Source organism: Streptomyces drozdowiczii, assembly GCF_026167665.1.
GTDB lineage: Bacteria > Actinomycetota > Actinomycetes > Streptomycetales > Streptomycetaceae > Streptomyces > Streptomyces drozdowiczii_A.
This window is the reverse complement of sequence record NZ_CP098740.1, coordinates 5758639-5779461: the sequence shown is the minus strand read 5'-3', so window position 1 is coordinate 5779461 and position 20823 is coordinate 5758639. Positions and strand designations below refer to the sequence as shown.

General features: G+C 71.9%; 21 protein-coding genes. 5 read left to right on the top strand and 16 right to left on the bottom strand.

Going from position 1 to position 20823, the window contains the following annotated elements; translation table 11 throughout:
* Positions 1 to 230: 230 nt before the first annotated feature.
* The 5 genes from cbiE to NEH16_RS26325 form a co-directional block, all read right to left on the bottom strand.
* Positions 231 to 1469, bottom strand: coding sequence for a precorrin-6y C5,15-methyltransferase (decarboxylating) subunit CbiE (cbiE, locus tag NEH16_RS26345; protein WP_265545309.1), 1239 nt, complete (start codon positions 1467 to 1469; stop codon positions 231 to 233).
* A gap of 108 nt (positions 1470 to 1577) precedes the next feature.
* Positions 1578 to 2255, bottom strand: coding sequence for a GNAT family N-acetyltransferase (locus tag NEH16_RS26340; protein WP_073967835.1), 678 nt, complete (start codon positions 2253 to 2255; stop codon positions 1578 to 1580).
* A gap of 102 nt (positions 2256 to 2357) precedes the next feature.
* Entirely contained in the window at positions 2358 to 3206 is an 849-nt protein-coding gene (locus NEH16_RS26335) for a MetQ/NlpA family ABC transporter substrate-binding protein (RefSeq protein ID WP_073967836.1), read from the bottom strand.
* 74 nt (positions 3207 to 3280) lie between these two features.
* Positions 3281 to 3949, bottom strand: coding sequence for a methionine ABC transporter permease (locus NEH16_RS26330; RefSeq protein WP_265545308.1), 669 nt, complete (start codon positions 3947 to 3949; stop codon positions 3281 to 3283).
* On the bottom strand, positions 3946 to 4995 hold the full coding sequence (locus NEH16_RS26325) for a methionine ABC transporter ATP-binding protein (protein WP_073967838.1): 1050 nt from the start codon (positions 4993 to 4995) through the stop codon (positions 3946 to 3948). The genes NEH16_RS26330 and NEH16_RS26325 overlap by 4 nt, the downstream gene beginning before the upstream one ends.
* Positions 4996 to 5546: 551 nt before the next feature.
* Between NEH16_RS26325 and NEH16_RS26320 the strand changes: the two genes are divergently transcribed.
* Together NEH16_RS26320 and NEH16_RS26315 are read left to right on the top strand one after the other, a co-directional pair.
* Positions 5547 to 5906, top strand: a complete 360-nt coding sequence (locus NEH16_RS26320; RefSeq protein WP_018103833.1) for a hypothetical protein — start codon at positions 5547 to 5549, stop codon at positions 5904 to 5906.
* 2 nt (positions 5907 to 5908) lie between these two features.
* On the top strand, positions 5909 to 6343 hold the full coding sequence (locus NEH16_RS26315) for a hypothetical protein (RefSeq protein ID WP_073967839.1): 435 nt from the start codon (positions 5909 to 5911) through the stop codon (positions 6341 to 6343).
* A gap of 25 nt (positions 6344 to 6368) precedes the next feature.
* Here the strand turns inward: NEH16_RS26315 and NEH16_RS26310 are convergent, their stop codons facing one another.
* Entirely contained in the window at positions 6369 to 6875 is a 507-nt protein-coding gene (locus NEH16_RS26310) for a GNAT family N-acetyltransferase (RefSeq protein WP_265545307.1), read from the bottom strand.
* Positions 6876 to 7079: 204 nt separating this feature from the next.
* The gene (locus NEH16_RS26305; protein ID WP_265545305.1) at positions 7080 to 8246 is read right to left on the bottom strand and encodes a glycerophosphodiester phosphodiesterase; all 1167 of its coding nucleotides are present in this window, start codon (positions 8244 to 8246) and stop codon (positions 7080 to 7082) included.
* Positions 8247 to 8480: 234 nt separating this feature from the next.
* Between NEH16_RS26305 and NEH16_RS26300 the strand changes: the two genes are divergently transcribed.
* Positions 8481 to 9152 carry a lysophospholipid acyltransferase family protein gene (locus NEH16_RS26300; protein WP_073967842.1) on the top strand — a complete coding sequence of 224 codons (672 nt, stop codon included), beginning with the start codon at positions 8481 to 8483 and terminating at the stop codon, positions 9150 to 9152.
* A gap of 67 nt (positions 9153 to 9219) precedes the next feature.
* On the opposite strand, the gene NEH16_RS26295 is transcribed toward NEH16_RS26300, so the two are convergent.
* The 4 genes from NEH16_RS26295 to argH all read right to left on the bottom strand — a co-directional run bounded on the left by NEH16_RS26295 (position 9220) and on the right by argH (position 13885).
* Positions 9220 to 10764, bottom strand: coding sequence for an MFS transporter (locus tag NEH16_RS26295; protein WP_073967843.1), 1545 nt, complete (start codon positions 10762 to 10764; stop codon positions 9220 to 9222).
* Positions 10761 to 11312, bottom strand: a complete 552-nt coding sequence (locus tag NEH16_RS26290; protein WP_265545303.1) for a TetR/AcrR family transcriptional regulator — start codon at positions 11310 to 11312, stop codon at positions 10761 to 10763. The genes NEH16_RS26295 and NEH16_RS26290 overlap by 4 nt, the downstream gene beginning before the upstream one ends.
* Before the next feature lie 63 nt (positions 11313 to 11375).
* Complete coding sequence (locus NEH16_RS26285) at positions 11376 to 12347, bottom strand: aldo/keto reductase (RefSeq protein WP_265545302.1); 972 nt, start codon at positions 12345 to 12347, stop codon at positions 11376 to 11378.
* 65 nt (positions 12348 to 12412) lie between these two features.
* Positions 12413 to 13885 (bottom strand): argininosuccinate lyase, encoded by a 1473-nt coding sequence (gene argH / locus NEH16_RS26280; protein ID WP_265545301.1) that lies wholly within the window; start codon positions 13883 to 13885, stop codon positions 12413 to 12415.
* A gap of 91 nt (positions 13886 to 13976) precedes the next feature.
* Between argH and NEH16_RS26275 the strand changes: the two genes are divergently transcribed.
* Both NEH16_RS26275 and NEH16_RS26270 read left to right on the top strand, forming a co-directional pair.
* On the top strand, positions 13977 to 15164 hold the full coding sequence (locus NEH16_RS26275) for a HEAT repeat domain-containing protein (protein WP_265545300.1): 1188 nt from the start codon (positions 13977 to 13979) through the stop codon (positions 15162 to 15164).
* Positions 15165 to 15213: 49 nt separating this feature from the next.
* Positions 15214 to 15921 carry a L,D-transpeptidase family protein gene (locus NEH16_RS26270; RefSeq protein WP_073967848.1) on the top strand — a complete coding sequence of 236 codons (708 nt, stop codon included), beginning with the start codon at positions 15214 to 15216 and terminating at the stop codon, positions 15919 to 15921.
* Here NEH16_RS26270 and NEH16_RS26265 read toward each other — a convergent pair.
* The 5 genes from NEH16_RS26265 to argC are packed head-to-tail and all read right to left on the bottom strand — an operon-like array spanning position 15918 to position 20751.
* Entirely contained in the window at positions 15918 to 16454 is a 537-nt protein-coding gene (locus NEH16_RS26265) for an arginine repressor (RefSeq protein ID WP_073967849.1), read from the bottom strand. The genes NEH16_RS26270 and NEH16_RS26265 overlap by 4 nt on opposite strands.
* A 10-nt stretch (positions 16455 to 16464) precedes the next feature.
* Positions 16465 to 17676, bottom strand: coding sequence for an acetylornithine transaminase (locus tag NEH16_RS26260; RefSeq protein WP_265545297.1), 1212 nt, complete (start codon positions 17674 to 17676; stop codon positions 16465 to 16467).
* A complete protein-coding gene (gene argB, locus NEH16_RS26255) occupies positions 17673 to 18575 on the bottom strand; it encodes an acetylglutamate kinase (RefSeq protein WP_073967851.1) in 903 nt (300 codons plus the stop codon). The genes NEH16_RS26260 and argB overlap by 4 nt, the downstream gene beginning before the upstream one ends.
* Complete coding sequence (gene argJ / locus NEH16_RS26250; RefSeq protein ID WP_265545295.1) at positions 18572 to 19726, bottom strand: bifunctional glutamate N-acetyltransferase/amino-acid acetyltransferase ArgJ; 1155 nt, start codon at positions 19724 to 19726, stop codon at positions 18572 to 18574. The genes argB and argJ overlap by 4 nt, the downstream gene beginning before the upstream one ends.
* Complete coding sequence (gene argC / locus NEH16_RS26245) at positions 19723 to 20751, bottom strand: N-acetyl-gamma-glutamyl-phosphate reductase (protein ID WP_265545293.1); 1029 nt, start codon at positions 20749 to 20751, stop codon at positions 19723 to 19725. Before argC ends, argJ begins: the two co-directional genes overlap by 4 nt.
* Positions 20752 to 20823: the final 72 nt, after the last annotated feature.

Here is a 20823-nt window from a genome sequence, read left to right as displayed (position 1 = left end):
CGGCACGAATCGGTCGCGGACATCCTGCATTCTCGCGGTCGTTCGCCGCCGCGGCAGCTCATTTCGCCACGGCCCGCTGTGGACTGCGCCACGTTGCGCGTCCCAGGGTGTTGCCGTACCACAACGGGGACCAAAACGGTCCCCTTTTCCGGACATTGACGAACGAAGCGACGAACGTCCGGGAGCGGTGCGACGATCGGCCAGCCTACCTCGCACCGCTTGCCGACGGGTCAGGGGGCAAGGTCCGAACGAAGTGCGGAAAGCAGAAAGACGACCGTGCGTTCGCGCTCCGACCAGGCGGTCGTGTCGAGTTCCACGGACTGGAGGAGCGAGCAGTCGACCGTGTAGCCGTTTCCGGCCAGTGCGGCACCGAGTGCCTCGGCCTCGTCGCGGGTGGAGGCGTGCGTGACGATGCGCTCCGGGCGGCGGTCCGCGACGGCGGTGGCGACGGGGACTCCGCCGCCCCCGATGCGTACGACATCGGGCTCGGGCAGCCGTTCCAGTACGTGCGGGGCGCGGCCCTCGACGACCTGGAGCTGGACGCCGAAGGCGCGGGCGGCGGCCGTGGTACGGGCGCAGGCGTCGGGGTCGCTGTCCACCGCGAGGACCGCCGCGCCGAAGCGGGCCGCCTCGACGGCCAGCGCGCCGCCCCCGGAGCCGATGTCCCAGACGAGGTCGCCGGTGCGGGGGCCGAGGTGGGCGAGCTGGGCGGCGCGCAGGACGGGGCCCTCGCCCTCGCCGCTCTCCCCGGTCGGGCGGGCGCCCGGGTCCGGGTAGGCCCCGGCGGGCAGGGCCCATCCCCGTACGCCCTGCGGGTAGGCGGGGTGGCGGCCGGCGATCCAGGCGCCCTCGGCCTGCTGTTCGGGGCTGCCGCCGATGACGATGACGACGTTGGGGTCGCGCCAGACGTGGTCGGCGGCGGTGTCCGAGGTGACGACGGTGACCTGTTCGCGGTCGGTGCCCAGCTCCTCGCAGATGACGAACGTGCGGTGGACGCCTTCGAGGAGCAGGGCCAGTTCGACGGGCCCGGCGCCGGGCGAGGTGAGGACGGCGACCTTGTGGTGGGCGCGGCAGACGTTCACGGCGCGGCGCAGGGTGCGGGGGTGGGCGACGACCGTCTGGGCGTCCTCCCAGGGCATGCCGGCGCGGGCGAAGGCGGTGGCGACGGAGGAGACGGCCGGGACGACCTCGACCTCCAGGCCGTGCTGCGGGGCGCGCAGGGTGCGGACGACGCCGAAGAAGCCCGGGTCGCCGTCGGCGAGGACGACGGCGCTGCCGCGGTGGCCCGCGATGCGGCGGGCGGCGAGGTCGACGGAGCCGAGGCGGATGCGTTCGGCGGTCCGGGGGACTTCGGGCAGCGCGAGGTGGTGGGCGGCTCCGGCGACCAGGGTGGCGGCCGAGAGCGCTGCGGTGGCCGCTCTGGTCAGCGGCGAGCCGTCCCAGCCGATCACTGTGACCCGGTCGGCCATCTTGGTGTCATTCTCCTGGAGTCGTCGCAGGCGGGGCGGGTGGCCCGGGGGCGGGCAGGGTGAGGTTACCGGGTCCCCTCCGGCGGGCTGCCGGGGCCCCGTCGCCGGTCAGTTCCAGTCGTTGTAGGTGCCGTAGCCGCCGGCGTCGGCGAGCTGTTCGGCGACGCCTTCGAGGTCTTCGGGGAGCAGGCCCCAGACGATGAGGTCGGTGCGGATGTCGGTCCATCCGCCGTCCTCCGTCTGGGAGCGCGCTATGCGGGCGTTGCGCAGGACGCCCTCGCTGATGCAGCCGAGTTTCTGGGCGACCTGCTGGGAGGCGGTGTTGTCGGCGGCGGTGCGCAGTTCGATGCGCTCGAAGCCCTGGTCGCGGAAGAGCCACTGGGCGACGGCAAGCACGGATTCGGTGGCGTAGCCCTCGCCGCGGGCCCAGGGGGCGGTGATGTAGGCGGCCTCGGTGGAGAGGGTGCGCCAGTCGGTGTTGCGGAGCCGTACGGAGCCGACGAGGCGCTGGGTGAGGAACTCGGTGACGGCGAGGGCGATCCCGTCGCCCTTGGTCCGGTGTGCCGGAGCGATTCTGCGCACCCAGCGTTCGGCGTCGACCTGGGTGTAGGGGTGGGGTGCGTCGGTCCAGGCGGTGACCAGTTCGTCGTTCATCATCTCGATGTACGCGGGGATGTCCGCCATGTCGAATGGGCGCAGCACCAGCCGGTCCGTGCTGATGGAGATGTCCGGGAAGGTGGAAGTCATGCGCAGCTCCATGCCGAAGACCGTGTAAATGCACAGCATGCAGCATCGCCGGGGGCGCGTGCATGGCCGGGTCGGTACGGCGGAGCCCCGCACCCCCCGGGCGGGGTGTGCGGGGCTCCTCGGGCAAGTGCCGCGTACGGGTCAGGACTTGGCGTCACCGAAGGCCGGGACGACCGAGCCCTGGTAGGTGTCCTCGATGAACTTCTTGACCTCGTCGGAGTGGAGGAGCTTCACGAGCTTCTGGACGCGGGGGTCCTTCTCGTTGCCCTTCTTGACGGCGACGATGTTGGCGTACGGGTTGCCGTCGGCCTTCTCCAGGACGAGGGCGTCCTTGGCGGGCTTGAGCTTGGCCTCGATGGCGTAGTTGCCGTTGATGACGGCGGCGTCCACGTCGTTCAGGGCGCGCGGGACCGTGGCGGCCTCCAGCTCCTTGAACTTCAGGCCCTTCTTGTCGGTGATGTCGCTCAGCTTGGCGCTGGTGCCGACACCCGCCTTGAGGGTGATGAGGTGGTTCTCGGCGAGCAGCTGGAGCGCGCGGCCCTCGTTGGTGGTGTCGTTGGGGACGGCGATGGTCTGGCCGGCCTTGATGGCGTCGAGGCTCTTGGCCTTCTTGGAGTAGAGGCCGAGGGGTTCGAGGTGGACGGTGCCGACGGAGACCAGGTGGGTGTCGTTCTTCTTGTTGAAGTCGTCCAGGTAGGGCTGGTGCTGGAAGAAGTTGGCGTCGACCTGGCCGGTCTCGGTGGCGGTGTTCGGCAGGACGTAGTCCGTGAACTCCTTGACCTCCAGCTTGAGGCCGGCCTTCTCGGCGAGGTTCTTCTTGACGAAGCCGAGGATGTCGGCGTGCGGCGTCGGGGACGCGGCGACGACGAGCGCCTTGGAGGTGTCGCCGCTCTTGGACGACGGGTCGGAGTCCGTGCCGCAGGCGGTGAGGCCGAGGGCGAGGGCGGTGGTGGCCGCGGCGGCGGCGGTGATCTTGATGCTGGTACGCACGAAAAGTGCCTCTTTCAGGTGGTGATGGTGGTGCGCCCGGACAAGGAGTGCGGGCTTGGTGGGGAGAGGAAGTCTCAGGTGGTGCGGCCTCGGCGGGCCAGCAGGCGGACGGCGAGGTCGCCGATCAGCTGGACGAGGGTCACTATGACGATCAGCAGCGCGACCGTGATCAGCATGAACCGGTTGTCGAAGCGCTGGAATCCGTAGGTGACGGCCTTGGAGCCGAGCCCTTCGCCACCGACCGCGCCGGCCATCGCGGAGTAGCCGATGAGCACGATGACGGTGGTGGTGATGCCGGAGACCAGGGACGGCAGGGCCTGCGGGAGGAGGACCTTGCGGACGATCGTCGGGATGGAACCGCCCATCGACTGGACCGCCTCCACGAGCCCGTGGTCGACCTCGCGCACCGCCGTCTCGACCAGCCGGGCGAAGAACGGGATGGCGCCGACGGCGAGCGGCACGATCATCGCGGTGGGGCCGATGAAGGTGCCGACGACCCAGGTGGTGAACGGGATCAGGGCGATCAGCAGGATGATGAACGGCAGCGAGCGGCCGATGTTCACGATCACGCCGACGACCTTGTTCACCGGGGTGTTCTGGAGCAGTCCGCCCTTGTCGGTGAGGACGAGCAGGACGCCGAGGGGCAGTCCGACCAGGACGGTGACGAGGGCGGACCACAGCACCATGTAGAGGGTGTCGACGGTGCCCTGCGTCAGCAGTGGCTGCATTTCGGACCAGGTCACTTCGCCACCTCCTTGGTGAGCGGTGCGGGTACGGAGACGGGTGCGGCGTCCACCAGCTCGGCCTGGAGGCCCTGTTCGCGCAGGAAGCCGATCGGGACGACGTTCTCCTCGAACGGGCCGGGCAGTTCGATGCGCATGCGCCCGATCTGCTTGCCGCCGACGGTGTCCATGGCGGCGCCCAGGATCGAGATGTCGATGTTGTACGTACGGGAGAGCTGCGAGATCACCGGGCGGGCGGCGGCCTCGCCGTGGAAGGTGACGTCCACGACGGTGCGGTCGGGCGCGGAGGCGGTGCCGCCCACGGGGAACAGCTCGTGGGCCAGCTCGGAGCCGGGGGTGGCGAGCAGTTCGCCGACGGTGCCGGACTCCACGATCCTGCCTCCCCGCATCAGCGCGGCGGAGTCGCAGACGGTCTTGACGACGTCCATCTCGTGCGTGATGAGCAGGACGGTGAGCCCGAGCTGCTGGTTGAGGTCGCGCAGCAGCTGGAGGATGGAGCGGGTGGTCTCGGGGTCCAGGGCGGAGGTCGCCTCGTCGGACAGGAGCACCTTGGGGTCGCCGGCGAGGGCGCGGGCGATGCCGACGCGCTGCTTCTGGCCGCCGGAGAGCTGGCCGGGGTAGGACTTGGCCTTGTCGGCGAGGCCGACGAGGTCGAGGAGTTCGAGGGCCTTGCGGGAGCGCTCGCGGCCGGTGACGCCGAGGATCTCCAGCGGGAGTTCGACGTTGCGCTGCACGGTGCGGGAGGCCAGCAGGTTGAAGTGCTGGAAGACCATGCCGATGCGGCTGCGCGCCTCGCGCAGCTCCTTGCCGGCCCGGCGGCCCCGGCCCGCGAGCGCGGTGAGGTCCTGGCCGGCCACGGTCACGGTGCCGGAGGTGGGGCGCTCCAGGAGGTTGACGCAGCGGATGAGGGACGACTTGCCGGCGCCGCTGCGGCCGATGACGCCGTACACCTCGCCCTCGCGTACGTGGAGGTCGACGCCGTCCAGGGCGGTGACCTCGCGGTCGCGCGAACGGTAGACCTTCGTGAGGCCCGTCGTGGTGATCACAGGGGTTTCCGTCACTGTCGAGTGCGCGGCGCGGTGTCCGCCGGGCACGGGGCATGCGTCCGGGGGTGATCCGGACGTTTTCGATCGGACGTTCCGAGCGGGTTCCCGGGGCGTCCGGGCGCGGCGGTCACCGCGGGCCGGGGCCCGTACGGGCGGCCGGGAAGGATCTCGCTTCGGGGCGCGAGGCTCGGTCGTGGGCCCTCAGAAGGCGCGCATTCGACCCATACAACGAGCACCGGGCGTCGTGATCGCCTCGGTCGCAAGGGTGCGGCTGCTCGTCGTGGTCATGGGCACAAGTAAAACAGACGTGAGTTCGCCGCCGGACCGGTTGTCCGGATAGCGGACAGTCGTGGATGGGTCGCCGCGACGGCCTCGTATCGGCCGAACCTTTCCAGCCATACGGCTCTGACCTGCGGCGATGTGTCCGCAACGACCCCGGATGTGCCACTCCCCCGATGCCCGGGTCCAGCGCACCCTGTGGTCAAGGCCACGATCCCCGGCGAACCGGGGGCGAGGGCGGCGGGCCCGGCGCGCCGTAATACCCTCGGCTCATGCTCGACGCCCTGACGGTCGCGGTCGCCGTGGCCGCCCTCGCCCTCGCCGCCTGGTGCGGATACGCCGCCTACCGGGACCAGCCCACCAAGGACTGGCACTTCATCGGCATGGCCGTCGTCTCGCTGCTGGCCCTGGCGCAGCTGGTGACGGGGATCGTGCAGCTGGCCCGGGGCGAGCGGCCCGAGCAGGGCATGACCATCTTCATCGCGTACCTCGCCGGGGCGTTCCTCGCCGTGCCGGCGGCGGGGTTCCTGTCGCTGAGCGAGCGGACCCGCTGGGGCTCGGTGACGGTGGCGGCGGGCGCGGTGGTCCTGGCCGTCCTCGAAGTACGGCTCTACGACATCTGGGGAAGCTGACCGTGACCGACACCGACACCACGCAGGCGGCGGCCGGCGAGAAGCGGCCCTTCGACCTCGGCACCGGTCCCGGCCGGGTCCTCGTCTGGTTCTACGGCGTGTTCACCGTGGCGGCGGCTTCCCGTTCGATCGTCCAGATGATCCTGGACTTCGGCCGCGCGCCCCTGGCCTACGTGCTGTCGGCGGTCGCCGCGCTCGTCTACGGCTTCATCACGTACTCGCTGGTGCGCGGCGGCGAGCGGGCGCGCCGGACGGCGCTGGTGTGCTGCGCGGCCGAGCTGGCCGGGGTGCTGATCGTGGGGACGTGGACGCTGGTGGAGCCGTCCGCATTCGCCGACGCGACCGTGTGGTCGTACTGCGGCCGGGACTATCTGTTCATCCCGGTGATCCTGCCGGTGACCGGGATGATGTGGCTGCGCCGCGCCCGGACCGCGTGACGGTGGGGGCGCGGCGCTCGTACGGCTAGGCGCTGGCCACGTACGCGGACGGCGCCGGGGCCTCCTTCTCCAGCAGGATCATCATGACCCCGTCGCTGCCCGGGGCGTTGCCCACGGCGGCGTAGCCCGCGCGCTGATAGAGCCTCAGGTTGGCCTCGCTGCGGTGGCCGGTGTGCAGCCGGAAGCGGGTGGCGGCGCGCTCGTCGGCGAGGCCGGCCTCCGCCGCGCGCAGCAGCCGGGCGCCGAGGCCGTGGCCCCGGAGGCGGGGGTGGACGCAGAGCCGGCCGATCTGGCCGGTGCCCTCCTCGTCGGTCGAGCCCCGCACCGAGCCGACGACCTGGTCGCCGAGCCGTGCCACGTAGACCAGGTTCTCCGCGATCTCGGCGCGTACCGAGTCGAGGGTCTGGACGAGCGGGTCGATGCGGTAATTGCCGTACAGCTCCGCCTCGCTCTGGAAACAGAGGTACTGCAGCTTCAGAATCTCTTCGGCGTCCCGCACGTCCGCCGCCGAGATGGTCACGCTCATGCCCATGTGCGCATGCCTCCCGCTCACCTGATCCGCCGGTTGTCTCCCGCTCCTTTCCCACGGTTCAGGAGCGACAACCTCCGCCGCGAGCATTCTGCGCAGACATCCAAGGCATCGGGAACGGATGGGGCCCAAACTCCCCTGTGACATAGCCAACTCCCCTGCGATGTGACGGGAGCGGGGTGCTGACGGGGAGTCGGGCCCACAGTGCTACTTCTTCGCCGTGAAGTCCGCCGCCGCGAGGAGGGCGGTGTCCGGGTTGTCGGAGAAGATGCCGTCGATCCCGGTCGCGAAGTACGCGGCGAACGCGCCGAACGCGTCCCCGTACGCGTTCGGGTCGCTGCCGCGCCGGAAGTCGGCGGGCAGGAAGGTGTTCTCGTTGCGCATCGTGTACGGGTGGAGGACGAGGCCCTGCGCGTGGGCGTCGCGCACCAGGGTGGTGGGCTCGGCCAGCCGGCCGGCGGCGTCCTTGGGGATGATCAGGTCCAGGGTGGGGCCGATGCCCTGGGCGAAGGAGGCCATCCACTTGAGGCCGGCCGGCTTCACCAGGTCGTCCGTGGTGCGCGGGTCGCCGGACACCTCGAAGTCCCAGGGCTTGGTGCCCGTGCCGGAGAGCAGGACGATGCGCGGGGTCGCGACGAGCCGGGCCAGGCGCTGGACGCTGCCGGGCTCGAACGACTGGAGGATGACCGGGGACTGGGCGCGGTGGCGTCCGTAGCGGCGCAGCAGCTTGGCGAGGGGTTCCTCCAGGCCGAGCCCGATCCCCCGGAAGTAGGTGGGGTGCTTGGTCTCGACGTACAGCCAGACGGGCTTGCCGCGGCGGCGGCCCTCGCGGTCGGCCCAACGCAGGACCTCCTCGAAGGTGGGGACCTCCCAGCGGCCGTCGTAGAGCGTGTTCTTCTGGCGGTTGGCCGGGATGCGCTCCTTGGCGCGGAGCGTCTTGAGCTCGGCGAGGGTGAAGTCCTCGGTGAACCAGCCGGTGAGGGAGACGCCGTCGACGGTCTTGGTGGTCCGCCGGTTCGCGAACTCGGGGTGCGCGGAGACGTCGGTGGTGGCGGTGATGTCGTTCTCGTGGCGGCAGACGAGGTGGCCGTCGCGGGTGGGGACGAGGTCCTGCTCGATGATGTGCGCGCCCATGTCCAGGGCGAGCTGGTAGGAGCCCAGCGTGTGTTCGGGGCGGTAGCCGCTGGTGCCCCGGTGGCCGATGACGGTCGGGACGGGCAGGTCGAGGCGGTGGCCGCCGCGGCCTCCGTGTCCGCCGTTGCGGTCGGCCGCCTGCGCCGTTGCGGTGACGCCCAGGGCGGCGGTTCCGAGGACGGCCGCCCCCGCTCCGATGACGGTCCGGCGTCCCGGCGCTCCCTGCGCACGCTCTGTCATGAATGCTCCTCGCATGTGATGTACGGCACCTGTCGAGCGAGGATCGAGCGTAGGCAGGGGCACGGTCCTGGGGGCGGCACCTGGACGAACATGGCGCGAACACATGTCAACACGGCGTATCCGTTGCGTGAACCCGATGTGCGATCGGCCGGTACCCGCGAGTATCGTCCTCACCTGCATGGACCTTTACAATCCGTCGCCCCGGCCGGCCCGGCCACTACACCGGAGGAAGCGTTGTCCCGTCTCGCACTCATCAAGGCAGTGCTCGGACCGATCCTGCGCCTGATGTTCCGTCCCCGGATGGAGGGCATCGAGAACATTCCGGGCAGCGGGCCGGTGATCCTGGCGGGCAACCACCTGACGTTCATCGACTCGATGATCATGCCGATCTGCTGCGACCGTCCGGTGTTCTTCATCGGCAAGGACGAGTACGTGACGGGCAAGGGGCTCAAGGGCCGGCTGATGGCCTGGTTCTTCACGGGCGTCGGCATGATCCCGGTCGACCGGGACGGCGGGCGCGGCGGTGTCGCGGCGCTGATGACGGGGCGCCGGATCCTGGAGGAGGGCAAGGCGTTCGCGATCTACCCGGAGGGCACCCGCTCCCCCGACGGCCGCCTCTACCGGGGCCGTACGGGCATCGCGCGGCTGACGCTGATGACGGGCGCGCCGGTGGTGCCGTTCGCGATGATCGGCACGGACAAGCTCCAGCCGGGCGGTTCGGGTCTGCCCCGTCCCGGCAAGGTGACCGTGCGCTTCGGTGAGCCGATGGAGTTCTCCCGGTACGAGGGCATGGACCGCGACCGCTATGTGCTGCGGGCGGTGACCGACTCCGTGATGGCCGAGGTGATGCGGCTGTCCGGCCAGGAGTACGTGGACATGTACGCGACCAAGGCGAAGGCCGCCTGATCCGGCGGAACGTACGAGAGGGCCCGCTTCCCCCGGTCCGGGGGGAGCGGGCCCTCTCGTACGCGCCCTACTCGTGCACGATGCCCTCCTCCAGCTCCTGACCGCGCAGCAGGAACCAGGCGACGGCGGCCGTCGCGACGAGGACGACGGCGCCGACGACCGAGGCGAGGTGCAGCCCGTCCACGAACGCGTCCTGGGCCGAGGAGACCAGCTCGTGCGCCTCGGGCGGCGGCAGCAGGTGCGAGGACTCCACGGCGCCGCCGAGCGATTCGTGCGCCGCGTCCGAGACGGCGGGCGGGGTGCCGGGCGGAGCCTGGAAGCTCTTGTAGGCCCCGGTCACGATGGAGCCGAGCAGCGCGATGCCGAGGGCGGCGCCCAGTTCGTACGCCGTCTCGGAGACCGCGGATGCGGCGCCCGCGTGCTCCTTGGGGACGCTGGAGAGGATGACGTCGGACGTCACGGTGAACGCGAAGCCCGCGCCGACGCCGACGATCAGGAGCAGCGCGCCGATGAGCGGGTAGGCCGTGTCCCGGTGGACGGCGGCGACCGCGGCCAGCGCCAGGCCGATGGCGCCGAGCCCGCCGGAGACCACCGTCCGTACGGTGAACCGCCGGGCGACCGTGCCCGCCAGCAGGCCCGCGGTGACGGCGCCGACGGCGGCGGGCAGTTCGGCGAGCCCGGCCTCCAGGGGGCCGCGGCCCTGGACCAGCTGGAGGAACTGGGAGAGGAAGAAGACGATCCCGGACAGGCCGAGGATGGTCAGCAGGTCGGCGAGGACCGCGCCGGAGAAGCCCCGGTGGTGGAAGAGCCGCATGTCCAGCAGCGGGGCGGGGAGCCGGAACTGACGGCGTACGAACCAGACCAGCGCCAGCAGCCCGGCGACGCCCACCAGGGCGGAGGTCCAGCTCACGCCGTGCGCGGCCATCTCCTTGATGGCGTAGACGACCCCGATCATGCCGACCAGCGAGAGGCCCACGCTCGGCAGGTCCCACGGTCCGGGCGCCGGGTTCTTCGACTCGGGGATCATCTTGATGCCGACCGCCACGAGCACCGCCATGACGGGCAGGTTGATCAGGAAGACCGAGCCCCACCAGAAGTGTTCGAGGAGGAATCCGCCGACCACAGGTCCGACGGCGGCACCGGCCGAGGCCATCGCGCCCCAGATGCCGATGGCGAGGCTGCGCTCGCGGGGGTCGTGGAAGAGGTTGCGGATCAGGGCCAGGGTGGACGGCATCAGGGTGGCGCCCGCGACGCCGAGCAGGGCGCGCGCCACGATCATCATCTCGGGCGTGTGCGCGTAGGCGTTGAGCACCGAGACCGCACCGAAGGCGGTGGCGCCGCACAGCAGCAGCTTCTTGCGGCCGATCCGGTCACCGAGGCTGCCCATGGAGACCAGGAGCCCGGCGATGACGAAGGAGTAGACGTCACCGATCCAGAGCAGCTGGGTGCCGGTCGGCTCCAGGTCCTCGCTGAGGAACGGGGTCGCCAGGCCGAGCACGGTCGCGTCGACGGCCACGAGGAGCACGGCGAGGACGAGGACGGCCAGCGCGATCCACCGCCCGGGGCGGTACGGATCGACGGGGGGCTCCGGGTGCTCTTCGACGCTGCTCATTGCTCCACGCTCCGGCGTGCGCCGCCGAGCAGCAACTCGACGATCATGTACGGGAAGTCCCGGGCGGCCACCCGGCCCGCCTGAACGGCCCACGCCCCGCTGCCGATGAGCCCGTACAGCGCCTCGGTCAGCCAGGCCGGGGTGAGGTCGATGCGGAATTCGCCGCGCTCCTGGCCGCGCCGGAAGAAGGCGGCGACGCGGGCGTCCAGCCGGTCCCAGCCGGCGTTCTGCTCGCCGCCCTCCCAGAGCTGGTTCTCCGTCACGAGGAACGAGAGCAGCCCGGCGCTCGGCTCCACCGCGTGGACGAACCGGCGCAGCGCGTCCTCGCTGGTGCCCTCGTCCATCGCGGCGGCGTCGAGCGCGGCCTCGAACTCCCGGATGCCCAGCTCCTCCAGCGCCCTGACCAGGGCGTCCCGCCCGGCGAAGTGCCGGTGCAGGGTGGCGCGCCCGATCCCGGCCGCCTTGGCGACCTCGTCCATGGTCGCGGTGGATTTACGGGTCAGCAGGGCGGCGGCACTGCGCAGCACCTGCTCACGATCAAGAGTCATGAGACGACACTAACCCGAATGAGACGTTGGTGTCTCATTCGGGTGAGTGTCGTCCCGCCGGTGTCAGCTCCAGGGCAGCGAGGCCCGGTGCCGCCAGTACGCCTCCGGCTCCTCCACCAGCGCCTCCAGCCTGGCCCGGCGTTCCTCGTCGAGTACGGGGACGGCCGCGTGGAGGTTGCCGGAGAGCTGGGCGACGGTGGCCGCACCGGAGAGCACGACGCCGGCCCACGGCTGGTGGAGCACCAGGGCGAGGGCGACCGCGTCGGCCCCAAGCCCCTCCTCGTCCGCGATCTCCCGCACGACGGCGGGCACCTGGTCGCCGGCGAGCCTGCCGTTGGCCATGCCCTCCTTGACGATGACGGTCAGCCCGGCCGCGTGCGCCTCGGCGAGCGCGGGGCCCGCCGAGGTCTCCAGCGCGTTGTAGGTGGCCTGGACCGTACGGAAGAGGGGGGCGCCGTCGACCGTGACGGCGAGGGCGGCGAGGATCGCCTCGGCCTGGGCGGGGCCGCTGGTGGAGATGCCGACGCTGACGCCCTGCGCGGCCAGTTCGGCGAGGCGGGCGTGCAGCTCCTTGTCGGTGAGCGCCGGGCTGTCCGGGGTGACCGAGTGGATCTGGTAGAGGTCCAGCCGGTCGCCCAGCAGGGCGGCGGTCTCGGCGCGCTGGCGTTCGAACGCGGCGAGGCTGTGGTCCTTGACCTCGTGCGTCTCCGCGTCGAGGCCCCAGTCGGCGGTGTAGGTGTAGCCCCATTTGCTGCCGACGACGACGTCGTCCGCCTCGGGGTGCGCGGCCAGCCAGCCGGCCAGGAACTCCTCGGCGCGCCCGTAGGAGCGGGCTGCGTCGAAATAGCGGACGCCCTGCGCGTAGGCGGCGTCGAGGAGTTCGTGCGTACGGTCGCGCAGGGCGTCGGGCGAGCGGTCCTGGGGCAGGTCGCGGTCGCGGTGGAGGTTGATGTAGCCGGGCCGGCCGACGGCGGCCAGGCCGAGCCCGATGTGGGCGGTGGGGGTGGTCGCTTCGGACAGTCGGGCGAACGGCATCGCGGGCTCCTCGTCGTCGGGCAGGACGCGCCTACCCTTCAACGTAGCCCGCGATGCCTCTCCGGCTACTTACGCGCGTCCGCCCAGGCGTGCTGCACGGCGAGGTCGGCCTTGACCTCGGCCAGCTGGGCGGCGACGGCCGAGGGGGCGGTGCCGCCGCGCCCGCTGCGGGAGGCGAGGGCGCCGGCCACGTTGAGGACGGTGCGGACCTCCGGGGTCAGGTGCTCGGAGATCTTCGCGAACTGCTCGTCCGTCAGCTCGTCCAGCTCGATGCCGTGGTGCTCGCACTCCTTGACGCACTCACCGGCCACCTCGTGGGCGACGCGGAACGGCACGCCCTTCTTGACCAGCCACTCCGCGATGTCCGTGGCGAGCGAGAAGCCGGCCGGGGCCAGCTCCTCCATGCGCTCCCGGTTGACGGTGAGTGTCGCCATCATGCCGGTGAAGGCGGGGAGCAGGACCTCCAGCTGGTCGCAGGAGTCGAAGACCGGCTCCTTGTCCTCCTGGAGGTCGCGGTTGTACGCGAGCGGCAGGGCCTTGAGCGTGGCCATCAGGCCCGTGAGGTTGCCGATGAGCCGGCCCGACTTGCCCCGGGCGAGCTCGGCGATGTCCGGGTTCTTCTTCTGCGGCATGATCGAGGAGCCGGTCGAGAAGGCGTCGTGCAGGGTGACGAAGGAGAACTCCTTCGTGTTCCAGATGATGATCTCCTCGGCGATCCGGGAGAGGTTGACGCCGATCATCGCGGTGACGAAAGCGAACTCGGCGACGAAGTCCCGGGACGCCGTGCCGTCGATCGAGTTGCCCGCCGAGCCCCGCTCGAAGCCGAGGTCGGCCGCGACCGCCTCCGGGTCGAGCCCCAGCGAGGACCCGGCCAGCGCGCCGGAGCCGTACGGCGAGACCGCGGTGCGCTCGTCCCACTGCCGCAGCCGTTCCGCGTCCCGGGACAGGGACTGGACGTGGGCCAGGACGTGGTGGGCGAAGAGCACCGGCTGGGCGTGCTGGAGGTGCGTACGGCCGGGCATGGCGACGTCCGGGTGCGCCTCGGCGAGGCCGACCAGGGCGTCCTGGAGGTCGGCGATCAGGGAGCCGATGACGCGGGCGTGGTCGCGCAGGTACATCCGGAAGAGCGTGGCGATCTGGTCGTTCCGGGACCGGCCGGCGCGGAGCTTGCCGCCGAGGTCGGGGCCCAGCCGCTCCAGCAGACCGCGTTCCAGGGCGGTGTGGACGTCCTCGTCGGCGATGGTGCCGGTGAAGGAACCGTCCGCCACGTCCGCTTCGAGCTGGTCGAGCCCGGCGATCATCCGGTTCAGCTCGTCCTCGGTGAGCAGACCGGCCTTGTTGAGGACGCGGGCGTGGGCACGGGAGCCGGCGATGTCGTACGGCGCGAGGCGCCAGTCGAAGTGGACGGACGCGGACAGCCGGGCCAGCGCCTCGGCCGGTCCGTCGGCGAAGCGGGCGCCCCAGAGACGTACGTCGCCGTTGCCGTTGCCGTTGCTCACTACGTGCTCCTCGGAAGTGCCACGATGCTTGGTAGGCATAACTATGCAGAGGTCTGCATGCTTTGTCAAAGTGGATGCCGGGGCGTTCGGCCGCCGGTACGGTCGGCCTTCGGAACACCTGGGGGGGATCATGGACGACGCATGGACAGCGGTGCGGCGCCTCGCCGAGGGCCGGCCCCTGCGCGAAGCGCTCGGCGGTCGGGACTCCGCTGAGGACTGGGTGGCACTCGACCTGGCGGTGCGGTATCCGCCCTGGTACGCCCCGGACGGCTGGGATGCGTCGGCCCGGGACGCCGCACCGGCCGAACCCGCGACCGCGCTCGCCCTGTGCCACCCCAGCGGCCGGATCCGGGAGGCCGCGCTCGACCGGGTCTCCCGCTACCCGGATCTGCTGCCCCTCCTCGTCGTGCGGTGCGCGGACTGGGCGGCCCCGGTGCGCGAACGGGCCCGAGCCCTGCTCGCCGAGGCGCCCGCCGCCGGGCTCGTCGCGCGGGCGGAGCTGGTCCTGCTCCTGGGCCGGCGCGAGCGGGGCGGGTTCGCCGTGGAGCTGCTGGGCCGGGCGCTGCGCGAGGGCCCCACCGAGCACCTGCGCCCGCTGCTGGAGAGCGCCGACCGGGCGACGCTCCGGTTCGCCCACCGCGTCGCCGTCCAGCGCGGACTGGTGCCGCCGCTCCGGCTGGCCCGCATCGCCGCCCGGTCGGGGGACGCCGTCCTCCAGGACCTGTGCGCGGAGGCGGCCGTCGCCGCGGTGCGCGGGACGGGCCGCGACGACGGCGTACTCGACCTCCTGCTGACCGGCCGCTCGGGCCGTGTCCGGGCCGCCGGAGTCACCGCGCTGCGGCGCGCCGGACGGTACGAGGAGGCGCGGGCCCACCTGACGGACCGTTCGGGCGTGGTGCGGGCCTGCGCCCGGTACGTGGTGCGCCAGGGCGGGACCGACCCGCTGCCCCTGTACCGGGAGCTGTGCACCCGCGAGGCCGTCGCCCCGGGCGCCGCCGCCGGGCTCGGCGAGTGCGGCGACCGGAAGGCGGACGCGGACACGCTGTGGGCCCTGGTCCGGCACCCGGACCCGGCCGTGCGCGCCCAGGCGGTGAACGGGCTGCGGGCGCTGGACGCGGTGCGGCGGGAGGGGCTGATGCCGCTGCTGGACGACCCGTCATCCGCCGTCGTACGAGCGGCCACCCGGGCCCTGCTCCCCCACGCGGCCGAGTTCCCGGTGGCGTGGCTGCGCGGGCGCGACAGCCCGGAGTCGCGCCGGGCGGTGCGGGTGGGGGCGCGACGGCTGCTGCGGGCGGCGGGTTGGCCGTGCGTCAGCTGACGGGGCGTTTGGGGGGCGGCCGAACGGTGAGGCGCCTAAAGTCCCTGGCATGCGAAGACTTATGACCACCGCCGCCGTTCTGCTCGCCCTCGGCACCGTCGTCGGGGCCGGCCGGCCCCCGCTGGCCACCGCCCCGCTGCCCCATCGGCTCGCCGACACGGGCGGCGGCACCCAGCTGATCACCGCCATGGCGGATTCCACCTCGTCCACCGCCGGCACCCTCACCTGGTGGGACCTGCGGGACGGGAAGTGGGTCGCCGCCGGGACCGCCGCCGCCCGGTTCGGCTCGAAGGGGCTCACCGAGGGCAGCACCCGGCAGCAGAGCACGTACACGACGCCGACCGGCCTCTACGACCTGCCGTACGCCTTCGGGGTCAAGGCCGCGCCCGCCGGCACGCGCTACTCGTACCGGCAGGCCACCACCAAGTCCTGGTGGTGCGAGGACAACGAGGCCGCCGCCTACAACCGCTGGGTCGAGCCGCTGCCCTCGGACTGCCGGGCCTCGGAGTCCGAGCAGATCACCGCGTACCCCACGCAGTACGCCCGCGCGCTCGTCATCGGCTTCAACTACGACAAGCCGGTACGCGGCCGGGGCGCCGGGATCTTCCTGCACGTCAACGGGTCCGGGGCGACCGCCGGTTGCGTCTCCGTACCGGCGGACGCGATGGACCGCATCCTGGCCTGGGCCGACCCGGCCCGCAGCCCGCACATCGCGATCGGCACCGTCGCCGGCGCCACCGCGATCACCAACTACTAACGCTCGTTCTGCGCGAGCCGCAGCAGATGGTCGGCGAGCGCCTGCCCGCCGGCCGGATCGCGGCTGATCAGCATGAGCGTGTCGTCGCCCGCGATGGTGCCGAGGATGTCGTGCAGTTCGGCCTGGTCGATGGCCGAGGCGAGGAACTGCGCGGCGCCCGGCGGCGTACGCAGCACCACCAGGTTGGCCGAGGCCTCCGCCGAGATCAGCAGCTCGGCGGAGAGCCTGCGCATCCGCTCCTCCTTGGCGGAGCCGCCGAGCGGCGCCTGCGGGGTGCGGAAACCGCCCTCGCTGGGCACCGCGTAGATCAGCTCGCCGCCGGTGTTGCGGATCTTCACCGCGCCCAGCTCGTCCAGGTCCCGGGAGAGCGTCGCCTGAGTGACGCTCAGCCCGTCGTCGCTGAGGAGCTTGGCCAGCTGGCTCTGCGAGCGCACCGGCTGCCGGTTGAGGATGTCCACGATCCGGCGGTGGCGCGCCGTGCGGGTCTGCGGCACCGAAGGCCCGCCGAACTCGGAATCCTGCGCCTCGGTCATCGTCGTCGCCTCATTCTCCGGAGTGCTTCTCTCCGGATCGTCCGTCCCCGTATGCCGCGTCGAGGGCACCCGGCAGCGCCCGGAGGAACGCGTCCACCTCCGCGTCGCCGATGGTCAGCGGCGGCATCAGCCGCAGGACATCGGGCGCGGGCGCGTTCACCAGGAGGCCGGCCCCCTGAGCCGCCTGTTGCGCCTGGGGCGCGAGGGGCTCGGTGAGCACGATACCCAGCAGCAGCCCGGAGCCCCGGACATGGGAGACCAGCGGGTGGTTCAGCGCCTCCACGCCCTCCCGGATGCGCTCGCCGAGCCGCTTGACCTGGTCGAGGGCGCCGTCGGCGGCCAGGGTGTCCAGGACCGCGAGGCCGGCGGCGCAGGCGACCGGGTTGCCGCCGAACGTCGTACCGTGCTGGCCGGGTTCGAGCAGGTCGGCCGCCGCGCCGAAGGCGACCGTGGCGCCGATCGGGAGTCCGGCGCCGAGCCCCTTGGCGAGGGTCACGACGTCGGGCTCGACGCCCTGGTGGGCCTGGTGCTCGAACCACGTACCGCACCGGCCGATGCCGGTCTGGACCTCGTCGAGGACGAGCAGGGTGCCGGTGGCCCGGGTGATCTCCCGGGCCGCCTCCAGATAGCCCTTGGGCGGGACGACGACGCCGTTCTCGCCCTGCACCGGCTCGATGATCACCAGCGCGGTCTCGGTGGTGACGGCGGACCGCAGCGCCTCCACGTCCCCGTACGGCACATGGGTGACGTCGCCGGGGAGCGGGGTGAACGCCTCGCGCTTCTTGGGCTGGCCGGTGAGCGCGAGGGCGCCCATGGTCCGGCCGTGGAAGCCGCCGTCGGTGGCGACCATGTGGGTGCGCCCGGTCAGCCGGCCGATCTTGAAGGCGGCCTCGTTGGCCTCGGCGCCCGAGTTGCAGAAGTAGACCTTGCCGGTCCGGCCGAAGAGCGCGAGGAGCCGTTCGGCGAGCGCGACGGGGGGTTCGGCGATGTACAGGTTGGAGACGTGGCCGAGGGTGGAGATCTGGGCGGTGACCGCCTCCACCACGGCCGGGTGGGCGTGACCCAGGGCGTTGACCGCGATGCCGCCGACGAAGTCGAGGTACTCGGTGCCGTCCGCGTCCCAGACGCGGGCGCCCTCGCCGCGCACGAGGGACAGCTTCGGGGTGCCGTAGTTGTCCATCAGTGCGTGCTGCCACCGCCGCGAAAGCTCGGCGTTGCTCATGACTCCCCCTGTGCGTCGGGCACGACCATCGTGCCGATTCCCTCGTCGGTGAAGATCTCCAGCAGGATCGAGTGCTGGACCCGGCCGTCGATGACGCGGGCGGTCTCCACTCCGTTGCGTACGGCGTGCAGGCAGCCCTGCATCTTGGGCACCATGCCGCTGGACAGCTCGGGCAGCAGCTTCTCCAGCTCGGTGGCGGTGAGCCGGCTGATCACGTCGTCGCTGTTGGGCCAGTCCTCGTACAGGCCCTCGACGTCGGTGAGGACCATCAGCGTCTCGGCGTTCAGCGCGGCGGCGAGTGCGGCGGCCGCGGTGTCGGCGTTGACGTTGTAGACGTGGTTGTCGTCGGCGGACCGGGCGATGGAGGAGATGACCGGGATGCGGCCGTCGTCCAGCAGGGCCTGGATGGCGCCGGTGTCGATGGCGGTGATCTCGCCGACCCGGCCGATGTCGACGAGCTCGCCGTCGATGGTGGGCCGGTGCTGTATGGCGGTGATGGTGTGGGCGTCCTCGCCGGTCATGCCGACGGCGAGCGGCCCGTGCTGGTTGAGCAGGCCGACCAGCTCGCGCTGGACCTGGCCGGCGAGCACCATGCGGACGACGTCCATCGCCTCGGGCGTGGTGACGCGCAGGCCGGCCTTGAACTCGCTGACCAGGCCCTGCTTGTCGAGCTGGGCGCTGATCTGGGGGCCGCCGCCGTGCACGACGACGGGCTTGAGGCCGGCGTGCCGCAGGAAGACGACGTCCTGGGCGAAGGCGGCCTTCAGCTCCTCGTCGATCATGGCGTTGCCGCCGAACTTGATGACGACGGTCTTGCCGTTGTGCCGGGTCAGCCAGGGCAGGGCCTCGATGAGGATCTGCGCCTTCGGGAGTGCGGTGTGCTTCCGCGCCGTCGTCATGAGCTGTACGCGCTGTTCTCGTGGACGTAGTCCGCGGTGAGGTCGTTGGCCCAGATGACGGCGGACTCGGTGCCCGCGGCGAGGTCGGCGGTGATCCGGACCTCCCGGAAGCGCATGTCGACCAGGTCGCGGTCCTCGCCGACCGAACCGCCCCGGCAGACCCAGACGTCGTTGATGGCGACGTTGAGCGCGTCCGGCTCGAAGGCGGCCTTCGTGGTGCCGATGGCGGAGAGCACCCGGCCCCAGTTGGGGTCCTCGCCGTGGATGGCGCACTTGAGGAGGTTGTTACGGGCGATGGAGCGGCCCACCTCGACGGCGTCGTCCTCGGTCGCGGCGTTGACGACCTCGATGCGGATGTCCTTGGAGGCGCCCTCGGCGTCCCCGATGAGCTGCCGGGCCAGGTCGTCGCAGACGGTCCGGACCGCCTCGGCGAACTCCTTCTGCTCCGGGGCGATCCCGCTGGCGCCGGAGGCCAGCAGCAGCACGGTGTCGTTGGTGGACATGCAGCCGTCGGAGTCGACCCGGTCGAAGGTGGTGCGGGTCGCGTCGCGCAGGGCGGCGTCGAGCCCGGCGGCGTCGATATCGGCGTCGGTGGTGAGCACGACGAGCATGGTGGCCAGGCCCGGGGCGAGCATGCCGGCGCCCTTGGCCATGCCGCCGACGGTCCAGCCCTCGCCGCCGGCGACGGCGGTCTTGTGCACGGTGTCGGTGGTCTTGATGGCGATGGCGGCCTTCTCGCCGCCGTGCTCGCTCAGGGCCGCCGCGGCCTTCTCGATGCCGGGGAGCAGCTTGTCCATGGGGAGCAGGATGCCGATGAGCCCGGTGGAGGCGACGGCGATCTCGCCCGCGCTGTGGCCCTGGAGGACCTCGGCGGCCTTCTCGGCGGTGGCGTGGGTGTCCTGGAAGCCCTGCGGACCCGTACAGGCGTTGGCGCCGCCGGAGTTGAGGACGACGGCGGAGACCTCGCCGCCCTTGAGGACCTGCTCGGACCAGAGGACCGGCGCGGCCTTGACGCGGTTGGAGGTGAAGACGCCCGCGGCGGCGCGGCGCGGACCGTTGTTGACCACGAGGGCCAGGTCCGGGTTGCCGTTCTCCTTGATTCCGGCGGCGATGCCCGCCGCCGAGAATCCCTGTGCTGCCGTGACGCTCACGGTGCGACTCCGATCGTGGAAAGACCTGTGTCCTCGGGCAGACCGAGGGCGATGTTCATGGACTGCAGGGCCCCGCCCGCGGTGCCCTTGGCGAGGTTGTCGATGGCGCTGATCACGATGATCCGGCCGGCCGCCTCGTCGTACGCGACCTGGACCTGCACGGCGTTGGAGCCGTAGACGGCGGCGGTGGCGGGCCACTGCCCCTCGGGCAGCAGGTCCACGAACGGCTCGTCCGCGTACGCCTTCTCATAGGCGGCGCGTACGCTCTCGGCGCTCGCCCCGGGCTTCGCCTTCGCGCTGCACGTCGCGAGGATGCCGCGCGGCATGGGCGCGAGGGTCGGCGTGAACGATACGGTGACCGGCTCGCCGGCGGCGGCGCTGAGGTTCTGGATCATCTCGGGCGTGTGGCGGTGGACGCCGCCCACGCCGTACGGCGACATGTTGCCCATCACCTCGGAGCCGAGCAGGTGCGGCTTGGCCGCCTTCCCGGCGCCGGAGGTCCCGGACGCGGCGACGATCACGGCCTCGGGCTCGGCGAGCTGCGCCGCGTACGCCGGGTACAGCGCGAGCGACACGGCGGTCGGGTAGCACCCCGGCACCGCGATCCGCTTGGTCCCGGCGAGGGCGGCGCGGCCGCCGGGCAGTTCGGGCAGTCCGTAGGGCCAGGTGCCGGCGTGCGGCGAGCCGTAGAATTTCTCCCAGTCGCCGGCGTCCCGGAGGCGGAAGTCGGCGCCCATGTCCACCACCAGGACCTCGTCGCCGAGCTGTTCGGCCACGGCGGCGGACTGGCCGTGCGGCAGGGCCAGGAAGACGACGTCGTGCCCGGCGAGCACGTCGGCGGTGGTGGGCTGGAGGATGCGGTCCGCCAGGGGGCGCAGGTGCGGTTGGAGGGCGCCGAGGGGCTGGCCCGCGTTGGAGTTGGCGGTGAGTGCGCCGATCTCCACCCCGGGGTGGGCGAGCAGCAGACGGAGCAGTTCCCCGCCCGCGTAACCACTCGCTCCTGCCACTGCTGCGCGTACCGCCATCGAAAGCCTCCTAGTCGATGGCATGACTATACGCAGTGATGCACTTTTATGCAAAGAATTCGCTTGGATCGC